The 18,849-nt window shown below is 74.1% G+C and carries 24 protein-coding genes; 18 read left to right on the plus strand and 6 right to left on the minus strand.

Going from position 1 to position 18,849, the window contains the following annotated elements; all coding sequences use genetic code 11:
* Together JNW98_RS25175 and JNW98_RS25180 are read left to right on the plus strand one after the other, a co-directional pair.
* A partial coding sequence (locus tag JNW98_RS25175; RefSeq protein WP_223770581.1) for a hypothetical protein occupies nt 1–207 on the plus strand: 207 nt, incomplete at its 5' end.
* 428 nt (nt 208–635) lie between these two features.
* Complete coding sequence (locus JNW98_RS25180; RefSeq protein ID WP_223770582.1) at nt 636–1,142, plus strand: hypothetical protein; 507 nt, start codon at nt 636–638, stop codon at nt 1,140–1,142.
* Between the two features lie 22 nt (nt 1,143–1,164).
* On the opposite strand, the gene JNW98_RS25185 is transcribed toward JNW98_RS25180, so the two are convergent.
* The 3 genes from JNW98_RS25185 to JNW98_RS25195 are packed head-to-tail and all read right to left on the minus strand — an operon-like array spanning nt 1,165 to nt 3,533.
* The gene (locus JNW98_RS25185) at nt 1,165–1,737 is read right to left on the minus strand and encodes a signal protein (RefSeq protein ID WP_223770583.1); all 573 of its coding nucleotides are present in this window, start codon (nt 1,735–1,737) and stop codon (nt 1,165–1,167) included.
* A 48-nt stretch (nt 1,738–1,785) separates the two neighbouring features.
* Nucleotides 1,786–2,718, minus strand: coding sequence for a carbohydrate kinase family protein (locus JNW98_RS25190; RefSeq protein WP_223770584.1), 933 nt, complete (start codon nt 2,716–2,718; stop codon nt 1,786–1,788).
* 17 nt (nt 2,719–2,735) lie between these two features.
* Entirely contained in the window at nt 2,736–3,533 is a 798-nt protein-coding gene (locus JNW98_RS25195) for a maleylpyruvate isomerase family mycothiol-dependent enzyme (RefSeq protein ID WP_223770585.1), read from the minus strand.
* Between the two features lie 124 nt (nt 3,534–3,657).
* Between JNW98_RS25195 and JNW98_RS25200 the strand changes: the two genes are divergently transcribed.
* Both JNW98_RS25200 and JNW98_RS25205 read left to right on the plus strand, forming a co-directional pair.
* Nucleotides 3,658–4,764: a PP2C family protein-serine/threonine phosphatase gene (locus tag JNW98_RS25200; RefSeq protein ID WP_223770586.1), complete on the plus strand. Its 1,107-nt coding sequence runs from the start codon at nt 3,658–3,660 to the stop codon at nt 4,762–4,764.
* A 600-nt stretch (nt 4,765–5,364) separates the two neighbouring features.
* A complete protein-coding gene (locus tag JNW98_RS25205; RefSeq protein WP_223770587.1) occupies nt 5,365–6,705 on the plus strand; it encodes a UDP-glucose dehydrogenase family protein in 1,341 nt (446 codons plus the stop codon).
* A 24-nt stretch (nt 6,706–6,729) separates the two neighbouring features.
* Here JNW98_RS25205 and JNW98_RS25210 read toward each other — a convergent pair whose 3' ends face one another.
* Nucleotides 6,730–7,185: a VOC family protein gene (locus tag JNW98_RS25210; RefSeq protein WP_223770588.1), complete on the minus strand. Its 456-nt coding sequence runs from the start codon at nt 7,183–7,185 to the stop codon at nt 6,730–6,732.
* Nucleotides 7,186–7,381: 196 nt separating this feature from the next.
* On the opposite strand from JNW98_RS25210, the gene gvpO reads away from it, so the two are divergent.
* The 11 genes from gvpO (at nt 7,382) to JNW98_RS25265 (ending at nt 15,998) form a co-directional block, all read left to right on the plus strand.
* Nucleotides 7,382–7,759 (plus strand): gas vesicle protein GvpO, encoded by a 378-nt coding sequence (gene gvpO, locus JNW98_RS25215; RefSeq protein ID WP_223770589.1) that lies wholly within the window; start codon nt 7,382–7,384, stop codon nt 7,757–7,759.
* Between the two features lie 77 nt (nt 7,760–7,836).
* A complete protein-coding gene (locus tag JNW98_RS25220; RefSeq protein ID WP_223770590.1) occupies nt 7,837–8,253 on the plus strand; it encodes a gas vesicle structural protein GvpA in 417 nt (138 codons plus the stop codon).
* Nucleotides 8,250–8,969, plus strand: coding sequence for a GvpL/GvpF family gas vesicle protein (locus JNW98_RS25225; RefSeq protein ID WP_223770591.1), 720 nt, complete (start codon nt 8,250–8,252; stop codon nt 8,967–8,969). The genes JNW98_RS25220 and JNW98_RS25225 overlap by 4 nt, the downstream gene beginning before the upstream one ends.
* A complete protein-coding gene (locus JNW98_RS25230) occupies nt 8,969–9,184 on the plus strand; it encodes a gas vesicle protein GvpG (protein WP_223770602.1) in 216 nt (71 codons plus the stop codon). Before JNW98_RS25225 ends, JNW98_RS25230 begins: the two co-directional genes overlap by 1 nt.
* A 60-nt stretch (nt 9,185–9,244) precedes the next feature.
* Entirely contained in the window at nt 9,245–9,631 is a 387-nt protein-coding gene (locus tag JNW98_RS25235) for a gas vesicle protein (protein ID WP_223770592.1), read from the plus strand.
* The gene (locus tag JNW98_RS25240; RefSeq protein WP_223770593.1) at nt 9,628–10,425 is read left to right on the plus strand and encodes a GvpL/GvpF family gas vesicle protein; all 798 of its coding nucleotides are present in this window, start codon (nt 9,628–9,630) and stop codon (nt 10,423–10,425) included. Before JNW98_RS25235 ends, JNW98_RS25240 begins: the two co-directional genes overlap by 4 nt.
* Nucleotides 10,422–10,655, plus strand: a complete 234-nt coding sequence (locus tag JNW98_RS25245; RefSeq protein ID WP_223770594.1) for a gas vesicle protein — start codon at nt 10,422–10,424, stop codon at nt 10,653–10,655. The genes JNW98_RS25240 and JNW98_RS25245 overlap by 4 nt, the downstream gene beginning before the upstream one ends.
* The gene (locus tag JNW98_RS25250; protein ID WP_223770595.1) at nt 10,652–10,939 is read left to right on the plus strand and encodes a gas vesicle protein K; all 288 of its coding nucleotides are present in this window, start codon (nt 10,652–10,654) and stop codon (nt 10,937–10,939) included. Before JNW98_RS25245 ends, JNW98_RS25250 begins: the two co-directional genes overlap by 4 nt.
* A gap of 140 nt (nt 10,940–11,079) precedes the next feature.
* Nucleotides 11,080–11,466, plus strand: a complete 387-nt coding sequence (locus JNW98_RS25255; RefSeq protein WP_223770596.1) for a hypothetical protein — start codon at nt 11,080–11,082, stop codon at nt 11,464–11,466.
* A gap of 461 nt (nt 11,467–11,927) precedes the next feature.
* Nucleotides 11,928–13,733 carry a hydroxysqualene dehydroxylase gene (locus JNW98_RS25260; RefSeq protein ID WP_223770597.1) on the plus strand — a complete coding sequence of 602 codons (1,806 nt, stop codon included), beginning with the start codon at nt 11,928–11,930 and terminating at the stop codon, nt 13,731–13,733.
* Between the two features lie 207 nt (nt 13,734–13,940).
* On the plus strand, nt 13,941–15,998 hold the full coding sequence (locus JNW98_RS25265) for a phosphocholine-specific phospholipase C (RefSeq protein WP_223770598.1): 2,058 nt from the start codon (nt 13,941–13,943) through the stop codon (nt 15,996–15,998).
* A gap of 36 nt (nt 15,999–16,034) precedes the next feature.
* On the opposite strand, the gene JNW98_RS25270 is transcribed toward JNW98_RS25265, so the two are convergent.
* Entirely contained in the window at nt 16,035–16,301 is a 267-nt protein-coding gene (locus JNW98_RS25270; protein ID WP_223770599.1) for a sorbitol dehydrogenase family protein, read from the minus strand.
* Nucleotides 16,302–16,564: 263 nt separating this feature from the next.
* On the opposite strand from JNW98_RS25270, the gene JNW98_RS25275 reads away from it, so the two are divergent.
* Entirely contained in the window at nt 16,565–17,014 is a 450-nt protein-coding gene (locus JNW98_RS25275) for an SRPBCC family protein (RefSeq protein ID WP_223770600.1), read from the plus strand.
* A gap of 73 nt (nt 17,015–17,087) precedes the next feature.
* On the opposite strand, the gene JNW98_RS25280 is transcribed toward JNW98_RS25275, so the two are convergent.
* Nucleotides 17,088–17,261: a CsbD family protein gene (locus tag JNW98_RS25280; RefSeq protein ID WP_223770601.1), complete on the minus strand. Its 174-nt coding sequence runs from the start codon at nt 17,259–17,261 to the stop codon at nt 17,088–17,090.
* Between the two features lie 215 nt (nt 17,262–17,476).
* Here JNW98_RS25280 and JNW98_RS25285 point away from each other — a divergent pair, with 215 nt between their 5' ends.
* A complete protein-coding gene (locus tag JNW98_RS25285) occupies nt 17,477–17,647 on the plus strand; it encodes a hypothetical protein (protein WP_004947742.1) in 171 nt (56 codons plus the stop codon).
* Nucleotides 17,648–17,853: 206 nt separating this feature from the next.
* Nucleotides 17,854–18,738: a SigB/SigF/SigG family RNA polymerase sigma factor gene (locus JNW98_RS25290; protein ID WP_372459323.1), complete on the plus strand. Its 885-nt coding sequence runs from the start codon at nt 17,854–17,856 to the stop codon at nt 18,736–18,738.
* Nucleotides 18,739–18,849 lie beyond the last annotated feature (111 nt).

Consider the following 18,849-nt stretch of genomic DNA (forward strand, 5'->3'; position numbering starts at 1 on the left):
GCCGCGGCCGGCGACGGCGGGGTCCTCGTGGTGACCGTCAACCGCGCCGCGCGGCAGGCGGGCCACTCGGCCTCGGACCTCGTCAAGCGCCTCCTCGCCGGCCGCGGCGGCGGCTCCCCTGACCTGGCCCAGGGCGGCGGCCTGCCGGCGCGGCGGATCGCGGAGGTGCTGGAGGGGGTGCCGGGGCTGGTGGCGGCCGACGGGTGAGCGGGGGGGGCGCGGGTGCGGTGGCCTTCGCGGGTGCTGCCCGCCGGCCGGCGTGCCGAGCCGGTCGTCCGCCGGGCCCGTGCTGCGGATCGGACGCGCGGGTCACGGGCCGGCCCTCGCGCGGAAGCCGTGTCCTCTTCCGCCCACCGGTCGCCCCGCCCGGGCGCTCGGGCGTGGTGGCTTCGAAGCGGTGCCCTCCGGTACGTAACGCCGGACCGGTGCTTGGGACCGGTTCCCACCGGCCGTTGGCCCTGGCACTCGGCGTCGGCCGGCGGGCTTCCGCCGGCCGACGGGCCGAGCCCATGGGCCGGCCTACGGCCGGTCGCTGAAGGACCGGCCGTCCGCGGGCCGACGGCTCCGAGCCGGCCCTCCGCGCCGTCGGCCGACCCGGCTCCCGGCCCGGGATGTCCGGCGCCGATACTGAGGGGATGCCTCCCCTGTCACCGCCGGCCCGGTTCCGGGATCCCGAGTCCACCAAGTACGGGTTCACCGACCTGGTCCTCGTGCGCTGTCCCAGGTGCGAGCGGGTCGCCCGCGTCGTCCCGGACCCGGAGCCCGCCGGCGACGCGCGGCACCCCGCGGCGTGGACCTCGCCGGCGGCGCGGCGGAGGCTGGTCTGCCGAGCCTGCGGTCTGACGCGCCGGTACGAGGGCCCGGCCGTCTTCCGTTGGGGCGAGACCACGGACCCGTACTTCCGGCAGCCCCTGTGGCTCCGGACGGAGACGCGGCACGGCACGCTGTGGGCGTACAACCTCGAACAGCTCGACCTGCTCCGGCGGTTCGTGGGCGCCGCGCTGCGCGAGCGTCCGCCGTGGTACGAGCACTACCGGAAGATGTCGTACATCGGCCGGCTGCCCGCCTGGATCAAGCGGGGGAAGAACCGCGAAGAGATCCTGCGGGCCGTCGACCGGCTGCGCGCCTCGGTGGTGGAGTGACGGCCTGACGACCTGACGGCCGTCAGCGGGCCGCCGCCTCCAGGCGGTAGTCCACGGCGGTGGAGAAGGAGCCCGCGGAACCCTCGAAGCGGAGGGTGTGGGCGCCCGGGGAGAGCGGTCCGGTCTGCACCCAGAGGCCGCAGGACAGGGAGCCGGAGTCCATCCCCTTCACCGGCGTGCCCTTGAGGCGTTCCGGTTCCAGGGCCTTGCCGTCCAGGGTGGCGGTGCCCTTGGCGGTGGCCAGGAAGGCGTCGCAGCCGCTCTTGGAAGCGATCTGATTCACGAGCGGGAACGCGATCGGAACACCCGTGGGCACCTTGCAGGCCCGCTTCGCCGGGCCGCCGTGGGTGCCGGCCAGGAACCAGACGTCGGTCGCCTGGTTCTTGCCGCAGAGCCGGCCGTCCCGGTCGTCGATCGGGTTGGCGCCCTGCGGGTCCGCGTCCGTCCAGTCCCACCAGCGGCTCTGCAGGTCGGCGGCGGACAGCTTGGCCGGCGCGCTGTCGGCTTCCCCGTCCCCGGAGGACGAGGAGCACGCGCCGGTGAACAGCAGCGCGCCGGCGCCGAGGAGAAGGGCGGTGGAACGTATCAATCGCATGTGCGAATAGTACGAGAGCCGCCCGGGAGGCCGGCCGGGCAGCCCGGCTCATCCCGCCGGGACCGCCCGGGCCACCCGCCTCCGCAACTCCCCCGCGTCGAGGAACGACCCGTGCGTCCCGGCGCTCAGACAGGCGTGGGCGCCGGCGACGAGCCCGTACCGGACGCACTCCTCCACCGGGCGGCCCGTCAGCCGGCCGAAGAGGAAGGCGGCGGCGAAGGCGTCGCCCGCGCCGCTGGCGTCCAGCACCGGCCCGTCCGGGCGGACCGCGGCGAAGTGCCGCGGCGTCCGCTCCCCGCGTGTCAGCAGGTGGCAGCCGTCCGCGCCCGCCGTGGCCACGACGACGGACGCCCGGCCGCGGGCGACGATCGACGCCATCACCTCGGCGAGCCGGCCACCGAGGTTGGCGGCGCTGAGCAGGACCACGTCCGAGCGGTAGGCGAAGTCCTGGTGATACGGATTCTCGCCGTCCCAGTCGTGCAGGTCCGTGGAGACCGTCCGGCCCGATGCCTCGATGTCGTCGTACAGGTGGCGGGCGAAGTCCATGATGGACAGGTGGACGTGCCGGCTCCGCCGGAGCAGCGGGAGGTGGACGTCCCGGGGCAGCCGCAGGGTGTCCGGGTGCCGGGCGTCGTACAAGGACGTGCGGACGCCGGTGCCGTCCACCAGGTTGACGCTCCGCCGGGTGCCGGCCTCCGTGACGACCGGCGTGAACTCCACGCCCGCCTCGGCGAGCCGGGAGCGGACGAGCGCGCCGTACGGGTCGTCCCCGATGAAGTCGACGAACCGGGTGGCCAGGCCCAGCGCGTGGCAGCCGAGCGCCACGCCGGTGCCCGTGTGCCCCGCGTAGTCGTGGATCGGCGGGACGCCGACGGAGTCCCGGGCCGGCGGCGGGAGCGACGGGACGCGGACGACGGTGTCGACGCCGGCCCCGCCGACCACCAGGACGTCGTGGACGGGGTCCTTCCGCACAGGGGGCACGGCACTCGGCACGGTACTCATTCCTCCAGCCAGAATCCGGCGCGGGCGCGCCACAGGTCGAACAGGCCGGCGTCGCCGAGGACCTCGACGGCGCCCTCCGGCACGGGCCGCCGGTAGACGGCCAGCAGCAGGTCGCCGGGCGTGCCGCGGACGGTGACCGCGGCGGGCTCGGACGTACGGCGCCGGACGGGCGCGTCGCCGGTGAGGTCGATCAGCCACTCCCGCAGCGGGTCCGCCGCCGTTCCGGTGGCCTCGAAGCGGAGGGTGCGTCCCGGGCCGAGCAGGTCGGGCGCGCCCGGCCGGGGCCCGTACGCCTCCGGGAGCGCCGCGAAGCCCGTCCACTCGTCGAGCGCGTCGAGGGCGACCGCGGCGTCGAGCTCGTACCGGACACCGGCCGCCAGGGCGGCGTCGGCGCGGTGCACGGCCGTCTCGTAGGCCATCCGGCGGGCCCAGAACCCCGTGGTCGCGACGGGGCCCGGGGACCAGACGGCCGCGTCGGGGCCCGCCTCGCCCAGCGCCGCGGACAGCCGCTCGGCGGCCGCGGTGAGCCCCGCGGTCAGCGTGGCGCGGTCGTCGCCGGGGCGGGGCTCGACGTCGTCGACGATGTCGTGCGGGACGGGGTCCGTGGCCCGGGTCGTGACGACCGTCCCGGCCCAGGTGAAGGCGCCGGTGACGTGGCGGAGGAGGTGGGCCAGGGTCCAGCCGGGGCACGAGGCGACGGGCGCCGTCAGCGGGACGCCGTCGGTATGGGCGATCAACCGCCCGGCCTGCCCGGTGATGACGGCGCGGTGGCGGTCGAAGGTCAGGACGCTCATGGCTGCACGATAGTGAGGCGGCCCGGCCGGGGGACATCCGTTTTCCCGCCCCACCGCGCCATGGCGCGCCCCACCGCGCCGCGCACGCCGGGCGCTCGCGCGCCGGGGAGTGTAAGCAGGAGTCATGCGCCGCTCGCACGGACCGGCCGGGGCCCGGCCGGCATGGCACCGCCGCCGCACGCTGCTGGCCCTGCCGCTCGGCTTCATCGCCGTCATCGTGGCGGTGGACCTGCTGACCGGCCCGGACGTCCACCTCGGCCCGCTGCTGGTGGTCGCCCCGGCGATCACCGCGGCGTTCGCCGGGCCGCTGGTCACCGGCGCGGTCGGCGCCCTGGCCGTCGCCGCGCAGGTGGTGATCGGCATCTTCCACGGCGGGCTGACGACGTCCAACCACGAGGCGCAGATCATCGGGCTGGTGCTGATCTCGGCCGTCGTCGTGGTCTTCCGCTACGGGCACGAGCGGCACGAGCGGGAGCTGGCGCAGGTGCGGCTGGTGGCCGACGTGGCCCAGTCGGTGCTGCTCAAACCGCTCCCGGCGCGCAGCGGGCCGCTGCGGATGGCCGCGGTGTACGTGGCGGCCGATGCGGAGGCCCGGATCGGCGGGGACCTCTACGCCGCCGTCCGCAGCCGGGAGGGGACGCGGGTGATGATCGGGGACGTGCGGGGCAAGGGGCTGGACGCGGTCGGCGACGCGGCTCTCCTGCTCGGTGCCTTCCGGGCCGCCGCCCACCGCAATCCGCCGCTGCCACGGCTGGTCGCCCATCTGCATAACACCGTGTACTGGGACACCGTGGCGCCGGCGGACGGCGAGTCCGCGTCCGAGACCTTCGTGACCGCGGCGGTGCTCGACATCCCCGACGCGGAGCCCGTCGTCCGCGTCGTGAACTGCGGCCACCCGCCGCCGCTCCTGCTCCGCGGCGGCCGGGCCGTCCCCCTGGCCGTGCGGGACACGGCCCTGCCGCTGGGACTCGGCGGGGACGCGTCCGAGGACGACTACACGGCCGAGCCCTTCGACTACGCCCCCGGCGACGTCCTCCTGCTCTACACCGACGGCGCGGTGGAGGCACGGGACGCCGAGGGCCGCTTCTACCCGCTCGCCGACCGGGTGGCGGCCTGGCGCGAGACCGACCCGCGCCGGCTGGTGGACCGCGTCCACGCGGACCTGCTGGCGCACGCGGGCGGGGCGCTGGGCGACGACGTGGCCCTGATCGCCGTCGCGCGGGCCGGCTGATCCCGGGGGCGGCCGGACGCCGCCGACCCGGCCCGGCACCCGAACCGCCCCACGCGGCGGCGCGCTCCGACGGCCGGCCCTGTCGGCACACACAGGCGGGGCGCTGGGCGACGACGTGGCCCTGATCGCCGTCGCGCGGGCCGGCTGATCCCGGGGGCGGCCGGACGCCGCCGACCCGGCCCGGCACCCGAACCGCCCCACGCGGCGGCGCGCTCCGACGGCCGGCCCTGTCGGCACACACAGGCGGGGCGCTGGGCGACGACGCCACCCTGATCGCCGTCACGCGGACCGGCGCGCCCCGGGGCGGCCCGGCCACCCCAGGCGGCCGCCGGCGGCACCGGCCGGCCCTGTCGGAGCTGTGCGGAAGCCGGGAAAGGGGCGGCCGGGGCAGGAGACGACGGCCGAGGAAGGCGCCGGAGCCGGAAGGGAGCGGTGGGAGCCCGGGAAGGCCCGCCGGGCCTCCGCAGCAGCCCCCGGTGTCACCCGTTCGCCACGTCCGTTCGCCCCCGGCGGCCGGGAGCCCGCACGCTGGCGGTGCGGGGCGGCGTCCGGCCGCCCGGCTCTTCGGGGGCAACCTTCGTCCGGCACCGGGGAGTCGCCATGCGCATAGCCGTCGTGGGTCAGGGATACGTCGGGGTGACCGGGGCGGTGGCTCTCGCCCAGGCCGGGCACCTCGTCACCGGGATCGAGCAGGACCGGGGCCGCCTGGAGGCCCTGACGCTGGGCAGGGCGCCGGTCGTGGAGCCGGGGCTGCAGGACCAGCTGTCCCTCGCGCTGGCCTCCGGCCGGCTCGCCTTCGCCGGGGCGCTCGCCCCGGCCCACGCCGAGCGGCCGTTCGACGCCGTACTGATCACAGTGGGGTCGCCGCCCGCGCCGGACGGGACGGCGGACCTCCGGCAGGTGACCGCCGCCGTCGGCGAGGCGGCCGCGCTGTCCCCGATGACCTGCGTGGTGCTGAAGTCGACGGTGCCGCCGGGAACGAGCGACCGGCTGCTCGCGGCCCGCCCGGACCTGCGGGAGCGGTTCGCCAGCAACCCCGAGTTCCTCAACCAGGGCAGCGCCATGGAGGACTGGACGGCCCCCTCCCGGCTGGTCGTCGGCGTCTGGTCGCGCCGGGTGCTGCCGCTGCTGCGCAGCCTGTACGACGGGGTGATCTGCCCCTGGGTGGTGACCACCCCGGCCAGCGCGGAGATGGCCAAGTACGCGAGCAACACCTTCCTCGCCGCGAAGATCAGCTTCGCCAACGAGATCGCGCGGCTCTGCTCCGCGCCGGGCTTCGACGTGGACGACGTGATGCACGCGGTCGGCTACGACCCGCGCATCGGGCACGCGTTCCTCCAGCCGGGGCTGGGCTTCGGCGACTCGTGCCTGCCCAAGGACACGATGGCGCTGGCCCGTTGGGCCGCCGGACTGGGGGTGCGGACCCCGCTGCTGGACGCGGTCATCGAGGTCAACGCGACGCAGCCCGGCATCGTCCGGGAGATCCTCCGCCGCGAGCTGGGCCAGGACCTGCGCCGCTCGGTGATCGCCGTGCTCGGCGCCCGGTACGAGCCGTGGAGCGACGACATGCGGGCGGCGCCGAGCCTGGCGCTGGTGCCCGCGTTGATCCGGGAGGCCGCGCGGGTGCGGATCTGGGACCCGGCGCTGGGCCAGGACGGGCTGGCGGCCCTCTTCCCCGGCGCCGAACCCGTCGCGGACCTGCGGACGGCGGTCCGCGAGGCGCACGCCGCCGTCATCCTGACGGAGTGGCCGGAGGTCATCGAGGCCGACTGGACGGACCTCGGGGCGCGGCTCACCCGGCCCCGGGTCGTGGTGGACGGCAAGAACTGCCTGCGCCCCTGGCAGTTGGCCCGCCTCCCGCTCCGCTACCGGGGCATCGGCAACCGGCCGGCGGCCGGGGTCCCCGACCCGGCGGGGTCGGCCGGGATCACCGGCGTCTGAGCGGCGGACAGCTCCTGCGGGCCGTCAGGCCCCGTCCACCGCCGCGTCACCCGGCTGCGGGTCGGTGCCGAACACCCAGGGGGCGAGGACGACGAGCCAGCCGTCCGGGTCCTCGAACAGCACGGCGCCGTGCCGGGACCAGTAGGGGTTGGCCGGGTCCACCGGCCGCCGGCCGCGCTCGGTCAGCCGGCGCACGGCGGCGTCCCGGGCCTCGGGGCCGCGCAGGTACAGCACGAGCTGGTTCTCCGGGTGCGGCGCGGGGACGCGGGGCGGCGTGCCGTGCTGGGTGATCTCCATGTGCACGGGCGTGCCGGGCAGTCCGAGGACGACGCCGTCGTAGCCGTCGTGGTCGCGCCACCGGGCGAGGACCGGGAGGCCGAGGTCGTCCGCGTAGAAGGTCAGTACGTCGTCGTAGTGGGCCGTGGGTCGGGCGAACCGCACGGCGCCCACGGCCAGATGCTCGGGCCAGGTGTGTGTCATGGCCACACTTTTACACACAGGCCACTCCTGTCACTTCCGTCCCAGGCAGGTTCCCGGGTGGGCCCCGCGGCCGAGGACGGACGGCCTACGACCGTCGGCGAACGTCCCGCAACCCCCCGCCGCACCCGGGGGTTTGGCCAGGGCTTTACGCGGTACGCGCTCTGGCGAGGTCCTTGAAGACGACCCAGAGGCCCACATGACAGCCAAGTCCGAATCCGACGACAAAGCCGACGCCAAACCCGACACCAAAGCCAAAGCCGAAACCGACGCCGAAACCGAAACCGACGGCAACGACGACAGGAAAGACGGCGAATCCGTCACCATCCCGGTGCCCCGCATGCTGCGGGCGGCCCGCGACCAGCTCGCCGAACTGGCGGGACTGCGGCCCGAGGGGGTCTCCGGCTTCGAGCGGACCCCCGAGGGCTGGACGGTGGAGATCGAGGTGGAGGAGATTCCCCGCGTCCCCGAGACGATGAGCGTGATGGGGCTCTACGTGGTGACCCTCGACCCCGAGGGCAACCTCACCGGCTACCGCCGCGCCCGGCGCTACGAACGCGGGCGGACCGACTCCTGACGGCCTGACGGACGCCGTCCGCCGGCGGGCGGGAACCCCCGCCGCCGGCCGGTCGGCCACGAGAGGAAGTTCCCGACATGAGTGTTGTCCCGGCGCAGCAGTCCGGTGGTGCCGGTGGCACCAGCGGCCTGTACGACGTCCTGGAGCTGGTGCTCGATCGCGGCCTGGTCATCGACGCGTTCGTCCGCGTCTCCCTGGTCGGCATCGAGATCCTGAAGATCGACGTACGTGTCGTGGTGGCCAGCGTGGACACCTACCTGCGGTTCGCCGAGGCCTGTAACCGGCTCGACCTGGAGGCCGGCCCGCACCGCAGTGCCGGGCTGCCCGACCTGGTGGGCGAGGTCACCGAGAGCGGCGCCCGCGGCAAGAGCAAGGGCGCGCTCTCCGGCGCCGCCCAGTCCATCAGCGACGCCTTCCAGCAGGCCCGCGGCCAGGGCGAGTCGAGCGGGACCCGCCGGAGCTCTTCGCGGAGCAAGAAGGAGGAGAGCGAGTGAGCACCTACGTCTACGGCATCACCGCCGGCGAGCGCGCCCAGCTGCCCGAAGGGCTCACCGGCATCGGCGAACCGCCCCGCCCGGTGCGCCTGGTGACGGAGGCCGGGCTGGCCGCGGTGGTCAGCGACTGCCCCGAGGAGCTGCGGCCCAAGCGGCGCGACCTGCTGGCCCACCAGCAGGTGCTGTCCGAGGCCGGCCGCAAGTCCTCCGTCCTGCCGATGCGGTTCGGCAGCGTCTGCGAGAGCGACGAGGACGTGTCCCGGGTGCTGACGGAGCACGCCGAGCACTACCGGTCGAAGCTGGAGCAGCTGTCCGGCCGCGTCGAGTACAACGTCAAGGCCGTGCACCACGAGGACGCGGTGCTCCACCTCGTCCTCGCCGAGAACGCGGAGCTGCGGGCCCTCGCCGAGGCCAACCGGAAAGCGGGCGGCGGCACGTACGAGGAGCGGCTGCGGTTCGGGGAGCAGGTGGCCGAGGCGGTCCGCTCCCGCGAGGCGTGGGACGCCGACCTGGTGCGCGACACCCTGGAACCGCTGGCGGAGGGGTGCCGGCCGGGGCCGGAGAGCGGCGGCTGGTTCCTCAACCTCTCCTTCCTGGTGGCGGAGTCGGCGTCCGAGCGGCTGCTGACCACCGCCGACCGGCTGCGCCGGGCCCACCCGCAGCTGGACCTGAGGGTGAACGGCCCGCTGCCGCCGTACAGCTTCGTCGACACGTGATGTTCGTCGGCTGGGTCCTCCGCCGGGTCCTCGCCGAGGCCGAGCGGCTGTACTACGACCCGGCCGTCATCCAGGGCGAACTGCGGTCGCTGGAACAGGAGCTGGAGGCCGGCCGGCTGGACGAGGCGGAGTTCGACCGGCTGGAGGACGAGTTGCTGGACCGGCTGGAGGAGGCCCGGCGGCGCTCGCCGGCGCCGCCGGGCCCAACCTCCTGAGCCGGCCGCGGCGGAACGGTCCGGCGGCACGCCGGACGACGGAGAGGAGCCCCGAGAACCATGAGTTTCCCGAGCCGCCTGCCCGACGCCCGCTCCCCCTCGGAGGGTTCGGGGGCGAACCTCGCCGACATCCTTGAACGGGTGCTCGACAAGGGCGTGGTGATCGCGGGCGACATCCGCATCAACCTGCTCGACATCGAGCTGCTGACGATCAAACTGCGGCTGGTGGTCGCCTCGGTCGACCGGGCGAAGGAGATGGGCATCGACTGGTGGGAGAGCGACCCGTCGCTCTCCTCGGGGGCGCGCACCCGTGAACTGCGCGAGGAGAACGAGCGGTTGCGGGCGCGCCTCGCCGCGCTGGAGGAGGAGCGGCCCGCCCTGCCGGCCCGGGATGCGGAGGGCGTCCGGGACCGGCAGGCCGACGGAAGGGGAGGTGAGGAGCGGTGACCGACGGGGAACTGCTGTACGCCTACGCGGTGGCCCGGGACGCCGGCCCGGCCCGGGACGTGCCGGAGACGGTGACGGGAGTGGCCGACGAGCCGGTCCGCGAGGTGTGCCACGCGGGGTTCGCGGCCCTGGTGGGCCGGGTGCCCGCGGCGGAGTTCGAGGAGGGCGCGCTGCGCGAGCGGCTGGAGGACCTGGCGTGGCTGGAGCGGGTGGCCCGGGGCCACCAGCGGGTGGTCGACGCCGCGGTCTCGCTGTTCCCCTGCGCGCTGCCGCTGCGGCTGGCGACCGTCTACCACGACGAGGACGGGCTGCGGCGGATGCTGACGGCGGGCCGGGAGGCCTTCGGCACCGCGCTCGACCGGCTGGAGGGCCGCGTGGAGTGGGGCGTCACGGTGTACGCCGCGCCCGCCCCCGCGGAACCGGCTCCGCCGCCGAAGCCGTCGGGCCCCCCGTCCGGCCGCGACTACCTGCGGCGGCGCGGCGCCGAGCGGCGGGCCGCCGAGGCGGACGCGCGGCGGGAGGGGCGGGCGGCGGAGGCGGTGCACGAGACGCTCGCCGCCCTGGCCGAGGCGGTCCGGCTGTATCCGCCGCAGAACTCCCCCCTCTCCGGCCACCCCGGCCGCAACCTCCTCAACGCCGCCTATCTGGTGCCGCGGGAGCGGGCCGACGATTTCACGAGGACGGTCGCCGAGCTGACGGACCAGGCGCCCGACGGGTTCAGGATCCGGCTGACGGGGCCCTGGGCCCCCTACTCCTTCGTCACCCACGACCCCTGCGTCCCGGACGCCCCGTGACCGCGGACGGGCTTCCGGCGGAGCGGCTGTCGCTGGTGGACCTCCTCGACCGGCTGCTCGCCGGCGGGGTGGTGCTCACCGGCGACATCACCCTGCGGATCGCGGACGTCGACCTCGTCCGGATCAACCTGCGGGCGCTGATCAGTTCCGTGGACGCCCGGGTGCCCTCGCCCTGGGACGACTGGCCGCCTGACGTGGGACGGACCGACGGAGGAGTGACCATACTGTGAGCGCACCCGTGAACCGCCGCGTGGAGCTGGACCGGGACACCGTCGAGCGCGACCTGATGAAACTCATCCTGACCATCCTCGAACTCCTCCGGGAGCTGATGGAGCGCCAGGCGATCCGCCGCGTCGACCAGGGCGACCTGTCGGAGGAGCAGGAGGAGCGGATCGGCATGACGCTGATGCTGCTCGCCGACCGCATGGACGGGCTCTGCCGGCAGTACGGCCTGGACCCGGGCGAGCTGGACTTGGACCTGGGCCCGCTGGGATCGCTGCTGGGCCGTCAGTAGCGCGAGGCCGGAGCCCCTCGTTCGGGTGATGGACGACCGTGCGGCCAGGCATGACCATGACGGAGAAGTCCGGACGAACCACGCAGCCGCGCATCCACGCGCCCGCGCATCCACGCGTTCCGGACGGGGAGGGGAATCCCGTGAACCGTCGCCGCGTCATCCCGCGCCTCGTGTGCGCCGTCGTCCTGGTCCTGGGGGCGACCGGCCTGTCCCAGGCGGCCCCCGGCACGGCGGGCCGCGCCGCGGCCCGGTCCCTGGAACCGGCTTGCCCGCCGCCCGGCGGCGGCACCTGCTACGTCGAGTGGTTCGACTTCGCGGGCCGCCGCAGCATCGAGCTCAGTCCGGAGGTCGGCGTCTGCTACAACACCAACTCGGCCGGCGCGGTCCGGGGCACCAACATGACCAACCGCACCGTGCACCTCTGGCCGAGCAGCGACTGCGTGGGCAGCGCGACCGCGCTCGTCACCTCCGGCCGCTCCTGGAACGACCCGTCCCACACGTACTTCTCGTTCCGGCCGATCCGCTGAGCCGGCGGACGGCCCGCCGGTTCCGTCGCGTTCAGACGCGTTCAGACGCGTTCAGACGCGTTCAGACGCGTCCCGTCACGTTCACCCGCGTTCAGTCGAAGATCGCCCTCAGCAGGGCGCCCACCCCGCGTCCCACCGCCCGAAAGGCACCCACCTCCACCGCCGTCTCGGCGACGTCCGCCACGGTGTCCGCCTTCTCGAACCCCGACCGGCACCTCCGGCACACCCGCCGTCGCCTCCGCCCGAGCCGCCCACAGCGCCCGCACGTCCGTTCCCGCTTCCTCATCGACCGATCATCGCATGGTCGTAACGACGGCCGGGACGGCGCTCGCGCGGGGCACCGCAACCCGTTCGGCGGACTCGGCGACGATTTCCGCTCCCGGCGCGCGCCCGGCCCGTAGCGTCCGCCGTGAGCGCCCGGCCCCCTCCGGCCCGGGCTCCGGAGGAATGGGGTGCGCGCCATGCCCGAAACACCCGTAGCCGCCGGACCGTTCGCGGTCCCCCGCCGCCGCACCCTGCTCCTCGGGGCGGCGGCGGGCGCGGCGGCCGGCCTCGCGCCGGGTACGGCGCGGTCCGCGGCTGCGTCCCCGTCGTCCTCCCGTTCCGCCGACGGCCGCCGCGTCGCCGTGATCGGCGCGGGGGTCGGCGGCCTCACCGTCGCCCACGAGCTCGTGGAACGCGGCTTCGCGGTGACGGTGTACGAGCGGCGCGCCGTGCCTGGCGGCAAGGCCCGCTCCCTGTACGTCCCGCACAGCGGCACCGGGGGCCGCCGGGACCTGCCCGGCGAGCACGGCCACCGCGGGGTGTTCGGCTTCTACCACAACCTCCCCGACACCCTCCGCCGCATCCCGTTGCCCGGCGGGCGCAGCGTCCACTCCCGCCTCACCGCCGTGCGGTGGGTCGACCTCGCCCGCGTCGCGGGGCGCCCGGACATCCCCGTCCCCGCCGACCGGTGGCTCCCGCCGTCGCTCTCCGATCCGAACCTGCTGATCGCCTCGCTCGGCGGCCTCCTCCAGGAAGCCGTGCGGCTGCCGCCGTGGGAGGCGCTGTTCTTCGCCAAGCAGGCGGTGATGCTCCTGACGAGCTGTACGGAACGCCGGTTCGGGCAGTGGGAGTACGTGCGCTGGTGGGACTTCATCCGGGCGGACGGGATGTCGGAGGACTACCAGAAGTTCCTCGGCGGTGGCGTCCAGCTCCTCCAGGCGCTGCGGGCGCCCGTCGCCAGCACCCGGACGTGCGGCCAGGGCATGGAGTCCATCCTCTACGACCTGACGGGCCGCGGCAGTGACGCCGGCGGCCCGTTCGACCGCGTCTTCGACGGGCCGACGAGCGAGGCGTGGCTCGACCCGTGGGCGGCCCACCTGCGGGCGCTCGGGGTGCGCTTCGCGTTCGGCCGCACGGTGGAGCGGCTCGACCTGCGCGGCGGCCGGATCGCCTCCGCCGCGGCCCGGACGGTGAGCGGCGCGACGGAACGCATCGACGCGGACTGGTTCGTGGTCGCCCTCCCCGCCGACCGGGCCGTCCACCTCTGGAACGCCGCCCTCCGGTCGGCCGACCCGCGGTTGGCGGCCATGGACGGGCTGCGGAACACCTGGTGCAGCGGCATCCAGTACTACCTCCGCGAGCAGGCCCCCGGCCTCCGGGGCCACGTCCTGCACGTGGACTCCCCGTGGAAGCTGGCGTCCATCGCCCAGTCCCGGGTCTGGGCGGCCCCCTTCGACCGCACCTGGGGCGACGGCCGGGTGCGGGAGTCCCTGTCGGTCGTGATCTCCGACTGGGAGACGCCGGGCATCCTCTACGGCAGGCCCGCCATGCGCTGCACCCGCGCCGAGGTGGCCCGCGAGGTGTGGGCGCAGATGAAGGCGCACCTCGCCGACCACGCGCCGCTGGACGACGCCCTGCTGGAGACCTGGAACCTGGACGAGGCGATCACCGAGGACGGGAGCGGCGGCCTGCGCGACGACGACCCGTTCCTGATGAACACCGCCGGTTCCTGGGACCTGCGCCCCGAGGCCACGACCGCCGTCGGCAACCTCTTCCTGGCCGCCGACCACGTCCGGACGTACAGCAACATCGACTTCGCCTCGATGGAGACGGCGAACGAGGCCGGCCGCCGGGCCGCCGGGGCGATCCTGGCCGCGGCGGGCGGCGGGCAGGAGGAGGTCCGGACCTTCCGGGGGTACGAGGCGCCGGAGTTCGCCGCGGCCAAGGTGCTGGACCGGGAGCGCTGGCGGAAGGGGCTGCGGCACGTCCTGGACGTCGGCTGACCGGAGCGCTCCGAAGGGTGGCGGAGCGACGGCACGAGAGGACGGGGAGTCGACGGGGACGACGAGGCGGCGGGACGGCGCGGACACCCTGTTCCCCTCCCGTACCCCCCGGCGTCACAGTGTCGCCATCGTCCCTTCGACCCGCCTCGCTGTCCTTGGAGCGCTTCGTCCCCCTTCCCACCCACACCCTCAGAGGTCACCTTGCCCATGGGAGAGATCGACCGCCGGCGGTTCCTGCAACTGTCCGGCGGCACCGCCGCGTTCACCGCGCTGTCCGGCAGCATCGCCCGCGCCGCCGCCATTCCGGCCCGGCGGAGCACCGGCAGCATCAGGGACGTCGAGCACATCGTCGTCCTCATGCAGGAGAACCGTTCCTTCGATCACTACTTCGGGTCCCTGCGGGGTGTGCGCGGCTTCGGTGACCCGCGGCCCGTCACCCTGCCCAGCGGGAAGTCCGTCTGGCACCAGTCGGACGGCAGGCGCGACATCCTGCCGTTCCGCCCCGAAGCCGACCACCTGGGCATGCAGTTCCTCCAGGACCTCAACCACGACTGGGCGGGCGGGCAGCGGGCCTTCAACAAGGGGCGCTACGACCAGTGGGTGCCGGCCAAGACGGCGACCACGATGGCGTACCTGACCCGCGAGGACATACCGTTCCACTACGCCCTCGCCGACGCGTTCACCGTCTGCGACGCGTACCACTGCTCGTTCATCGGGTCCACCGACCCCAACCGCTACTACCTGTGGAGCGGGTACACCGGCAACGACGGGAAGGGCGGCGGCCCGGTCCTCGGCAACGAGGAGGCGGGGTACGGCTGGACCACGTACCCCGAGCGACTGGAGAAGGCCGGGATCTCGTGGAAGGTCTACCAGGACGTCGGCGACGGCCTGGACGCCAAGGGGAAGTGGGGCTGGATCGGCGACGCCTACCGCGGCAACTACGGCGACAACTCGCTCCTCTACTTCAACGCCTACCGCGACGCCAAACCGGGCGACCCGCTGTACGAGAAGGCCCGCACCGGGACGGACGTCCGCAAGGGCGACGGCCTCTTCGACGTCCTCAAGGCGGACGTGAAGGCCGGCCGGCTGCCGCAGGTCTCCTGGATCGCCGCGCCGGAGGCCTACAGCGAGCACCCGAACTGGCCGGCGAACTACGGCGCCTGGTACATCGCCCAGGTGCTGGACGCGCTCACCGCCGACCCCGAGGTCTGGAGCCGTACCGCGCTGTTCATCACCTACGACGAGAACGACGGCTTCTTCGACCACGTCGTCCCGCCGTTCCCGCCGGCGTCCGCCGCCCAGGGCCTGTCCACCGCCGACCCCGGCCCCGACCTCTACAAGGGTGGCGTCGGCAAGACGGCGGGCCCCTACGGCCTGGGCCAGCGCGTGCCGATGCTGGTCGTGTCGCCGTGGAGCACCGGCGGCTTCGTCTGCTCCGAGGTCTTCGACCACACCTCGGTCATCCGGTTCATGGAGAGCCGCTTCGGGGTGCGCGAGCCCAACATCTCGCCCTGGCGGCGGGCCGTGTGCGGCGACCTCACCTCGGCCTTCGACTTCAGCCGGGCGGACGCCGAGCCCGCCGCGCTGCCGTCCACGGCCGGCTACGAGCCCCCGGACCGGCTGCGCCACCCCGACTACGTCCCGAAGCCGCCCGCGACCGGCGCCCTCCCCCGCCAGGAGCCGGGCTCCCGCCCCACCCGGCCGCTGCGCTACGCGCCCTTCACGGACGGGTCGGCCACGCCGGCCACCGGCCGGTTCACCCTCACGTTCGGCGGCGGCCCGGCGGCGGGCGCCCAGTTCCTCGTCACCTCGGCCAACCGCACGGACGGCCCGTGGACGTACACCGCGGAGGCCGGGAAGACGATCGCCGACACCTGGAACACGGCCTACTCCAAGGGCGTCTACGACCTCACGGTGCACGGCCCGAACGGCTACCTGCGGAGCTTCAGAGGCCCCGGCGGCACCGCAGGCCCCGAGGTCACCGCGCGTCACAACGCGGCCACCGGTGACCTCGACCTCGCGTTGACCCAGCACGGCACCGCCGACTGCCACCTGACCGTCACCGACGCCTACGGCGGCCCGGCCGAGACGCTGACCGTGCGGCCGGGCGCCACCGTGCGCCACACGGTACGGACGCGCGCGGGGAAGCGCTGGTACGACGTGTCGGTGGCGTCGGCCGACGGCGGGACGTTCCTGCGGCGCTTCGCCGGGCACGTCGAGACGGGCGCCTCCGGCGTGAGCGACCCGGCCCTCGCCACCCGCTGATCCCGCCGGCGGACGGGCGTCCGGCCGCTCTTCTGATCAGGGCGGCCAGACGCCCGTCCGCCACAGGTGCACGATGGCCCGTGCGATCCCGCGCGACTCCGGGTCCACCAGGGCGTCCGGATCGCCGCCCGCGGCGTCGAGGTCGTCGAGGAACCGCCCGACGGCTTCCCGGCCGACCTGCTCCAGCGTGGCGTCGTGGTACAGCCGGACGAGGCCGGACGCCCGCAGCTCGTCCTCGTCCCGCCCGGTCAGCCGGGCCGACAGGGCGACGAAGCCCGGATGATCCGTGTTCGCGGCGTTCATCCGCTTTCGCCCCTTCCCCCCGAAGGCTCCGCCCATGGCGCCGCCCATTCTGCGGGGCGCCTACGGGCGCGGAAAAGGGCGCGCGCGGCGGGGTGTTTCGGCCCCCGGTTCCCCCTTCCCTGCCACCGAAAGGACACGTCTGCCCGCCGGATTCCCGGGCATCCGCCAGGTGTCCGTCTTTCCTCACGTACGCAGCACGTCGTACGCGGCACACCGTACGCAGCACGTACCCGTAGCGCAGACGCACGGCACAAGGAGGCACCATGTCGCAGATCGAGGAATCCGTGGAAGTCGCCGTTCCGGTCACCACGGCGTACAACCAGTGGACGCAGTTCGAGGAGTTCCCGGAATTCATGGAGGGCGTGGAGCGGGTCGAGCAGCGCACGCCGACGCTGACGCACTGGGTGACCAAGACCGACGGCGTCCGGCGGGAGTTCGACGCGGTGATCACCGAGCAGATCCCCGACGAAAGGGTGGCGTGGACGACGGTCGAGGGTGACGTCCGGCAGGCGGGCGTCGTCACCTTCCACCGGCTGGACGCGGCCCGCACCAAGGTGATGCTCCAGTTCGACCACACGCCGGAGGGCGTGGTCGACACCGTCGGCGACAAGCTCGGGTTCGTCCGCCGGCAGGCCAAGGGGGACCTGGAGCGGTTCAAGAAGTTCATCGAGTCGCGCGGCCTGGAGACGGGCCGGTGGCGCGGCCGGGTCTGAACCGGCCGTGAGGAACGGCGAGGGGGCCGCGGTCCGAGGACCGCGGCCCCCTCGGGGGTCCTTGCGAAGGACGTCAGTCGCGGAACGCGTCCTTCGCCTTCTCCTTGGCGCCCCGCAGGTCGCCCTTGGCCTGGTCGGCCCGGCCCTCGGCCTCCTTGCTCTCGTTGCCGACGGTCCGGCCGGCCCCTTCCTTGATCTTGCCCTTGGTCTTCTCGGCCATCGCCTTGGCCTTTTCCTGAGCGCTCATCTCGATATCTCCTCGGTGTCCTCGGTGGTCCGTGGTCATTTCATCCCGGCGACTGCCCGGGCCGGCTCCCCGCAAACCCATCCGCCACCCGCGTTCCGAAGGCGTCCGGAACGCGCGCGAGTTCGGTCTCGAATCCGCATCGGCCCGGCATGAAGAAAGGAAGCGCGGATAAAAGCGAAAGCACTGGGAAGACGACACGTCGGAGGTTGATTTACATGGTTCCCCTTCTTCTCGTCCTGCTCCTCGCTCTGATCCTTTTCGGCGCCGGATTCGCCGTGAAGATTCTGTGGTGGGTCGCGGTGGCGGTGCTCGTCATCTGGCTGCTCGGCTTCCTCGTGCGCTCCGTCGACTCGGGCGGCGGCCGCAGCCGCTGGTACCGATGGTGATCTGCTGACATCACAGCCATCGTCGGCACCACAGCCATCACGGCCCCGTCCCCTCCGGGCCCGGCGGGACCTGTCCCCGCCGGGCCCCGGTGCTGTCCGGCCGGAATCCGGAGGGAGTCCGGCCGAAAATCGGCCTGCCAACAGGAATGTCCTGGCGAAGCAGGGGCAGAAGCCGGACTGACAAGCACAGTTGAAGGAGGGCGCACGTGACCAGCACGAGCGTGACGCAGACGGCCGGGGCCGCGCGGAGCGGTACTGCGGTGGGTGGGCCTCTCGGTGTGGATCTGCCGCAGGTGGAGGACGCGGGGGGCATCGACCCGCGCGACGCCCGGGCCCTGAACAAGCTCTTCCTGGACCGCCTGGCGGTCCTGGAGGAAGGTACGCACGAGTACCAGTACGTCCGGAACACCCTCATCGAGATGAACCTCTCCCTGGTGCGTTACGTCGCGGGCCGCTTCCGCGGCCGGGCGGACCAGATGGAGGACATCGTCCAAGTGGGCACCATCGGTCTGATCAAGGCGATCGACCGGTTCGATCTGACCCGTGAGGTCGAGTTCACCACCCTCGCCATCCCCTACATCACCGGCGAGATCAAGCGTTTCTTCCGTGACACCAGTTGGGCCGTCCATGTCCCGCGCCGACTCCAGGAGCTCCGGGTGGAGCTCGTCAAGGCCACGGAGGAACTCTCCGGCCGGCTCGGCCGCGCCCCGACGGTGAAGGAGCTGGCCGAGATCCTGGACCTGTCCGAGGACGAGGTCATCGAGGCCCAGGTCGCCAGCAACGGCTACTCGGCCCACTCCATCGACACCCCCGCCGAGCCCGGGCCGCGCGGCCACGACTCGTCGCGCTCGTGGTCGGAGCGGATCGGCTCCGTGGACGAGAACCTGGAGAAGGTCGAGGCGCTGCACGTCCTCAAGCCGCTGCTGAAGGAACTGGACGACCGGGAGCGTCTGATGCTGGAGCTGCGCTTCGGCCAGGAGATGACGCAGTCGCAGATCGGCGCGGAGCTCGGCATCTCCCAGATGCACGTCTCCCGGCTGCTCAGCCGCACCCTCGGCCGGCTGCGCAAGAAGATGCTCGCCCAGCAGTGACCCTCCGCCCTCCGGCGGCCGGTCCCACCGCGCGCGACGTCGCCCCTCACGGCCCCTGGGCCGGCGAGGGGCGCCGTCGTGCCCGGACGGTCCCGCGCGACGGGCCGGACG

Origin of the sequence: Streptomyces huiliensis (genome assembly GCF_020037025.1) — a bacterium.
Lineage (GTDB): Bacteria > Actinomycetota > Actinomycetes > Streptomycetales > Streptomycetaceae > Streptomyces > Streptomyces huiliensis.

Bases quoted from the DNA above. Each gene is read 5' to 3' on its own strand.
- JNW98_RS25230 (WP_223770602.1), top strand. From the start codon at position 8,969: ATGTTCGTCGGCTGGGTCCTCCGCCGGGTCCTCGCCGAGGCCGAGCGG.
- JNW98_RS25235 (WP_223770592.1), top strand. From the start codon at position 9,245: ATGAGTTTCCCGAGCCGCCTGCCCGACGCCCGCTCCCCCTCGGAGGGT.
- JNW98_RS25205 (WP_223770587.1), top strand. From the start codon at position 5,365: ATGCGCATAGCCGTCGTGGGTCAGGGATACGTCGGGGTGACCGGGGCG.
- JNW98_RS25210 (WP_223770588.1), bottom strand. From the start codon at position 7,185: ATGACACACACCTGGCCCGAGCATCTGGCCGTGGGCGCCGTGCGGTTC.
- JNW98_RS25200 (WP_223770586.1), top strand. From the start codon at position 3,658: ATGCGCCGCTCGCACGGACCGGCCGGGGCCCGGCCGGCATGGCACCGC.
- JNW98_RS25280 (WP_223770601.1), bottom strand. From the start codon at position 17,261: ATGAGCGCTCAGGAAAAGGCCAAGGCGATGGCCGAGAAGACCAAGGGC.
- JNW98_RS25260 (WP_223770597.1), top strand. From the start codon at position 11,928: ATGCCCGAAACACCCGTAGCCGCCGGACCGTTCGCGGTCCCCCGCCGC.
- JNW98_RS25285 (WP_004947742.1), top strand. From the start codon at position 17,477: ATGGTTCCCCTTCTTCTCGTCCTGCTCCTCGCTCTGATCCTTTTCGGC.
- JNW98_RS25180 (WP_223770582.1), top strand. From the start codon at position 636: ATGCCTCCCCTGTCACCGCCGGCCCGGTTCCGGGATCCCGAGTCCACC.
- JNW98_RS25275 (WP_223770600.1), top strand. From the start codon at position 16,565: ATGTCGCAGATCGAGGAATCCGTGGAAGTCGCCGTTCCGGTCACCACG.
- gvpO (WP_223770589.1), top strand. From the start codon at position 7,382: ATGACAGCCAAGTCCGAATCCGACGACAAAGCCGACGCCAAACCCGAC.
- JNW98_RS25185 (WP_223770583.1), bottom strand. From the start codon at position 1,737: ATGCGATTGATACGTTCCACCGCCCTTCTCCTCGGCGCCGGCGCGCTG.
- JNW98_RS25195 (WP_223770585.1), bottom strand. From the start codon at position 3,533: ATGAGCGTCCTGACCTTCGACCGCCACCGCGCCGTCATCACCGGGCAG.
- JNW98_RS25265 (WP_223770598.1), top strand. From the start codon at position 13,941: ATGGGAGAGATCGACCGCCGGCGGTTCCTGCAACTGTCCGGCGGCACC.
- JNW98_RS25270 (WP_223770599.1), bottom strand. From the start codon at position 16,301: ATGAACGCCGCGAACACGGATCATCCGGGCTTCGTCGCCCTGTCGGCC.
- JNW98_RS25220 (WP_223770590.1), top strand. From the start codon at position 7,837: ATGAGTGTTGTCCCGGCGCAGCAGTCCGGTGGTGCCGGTGGCACCAGC.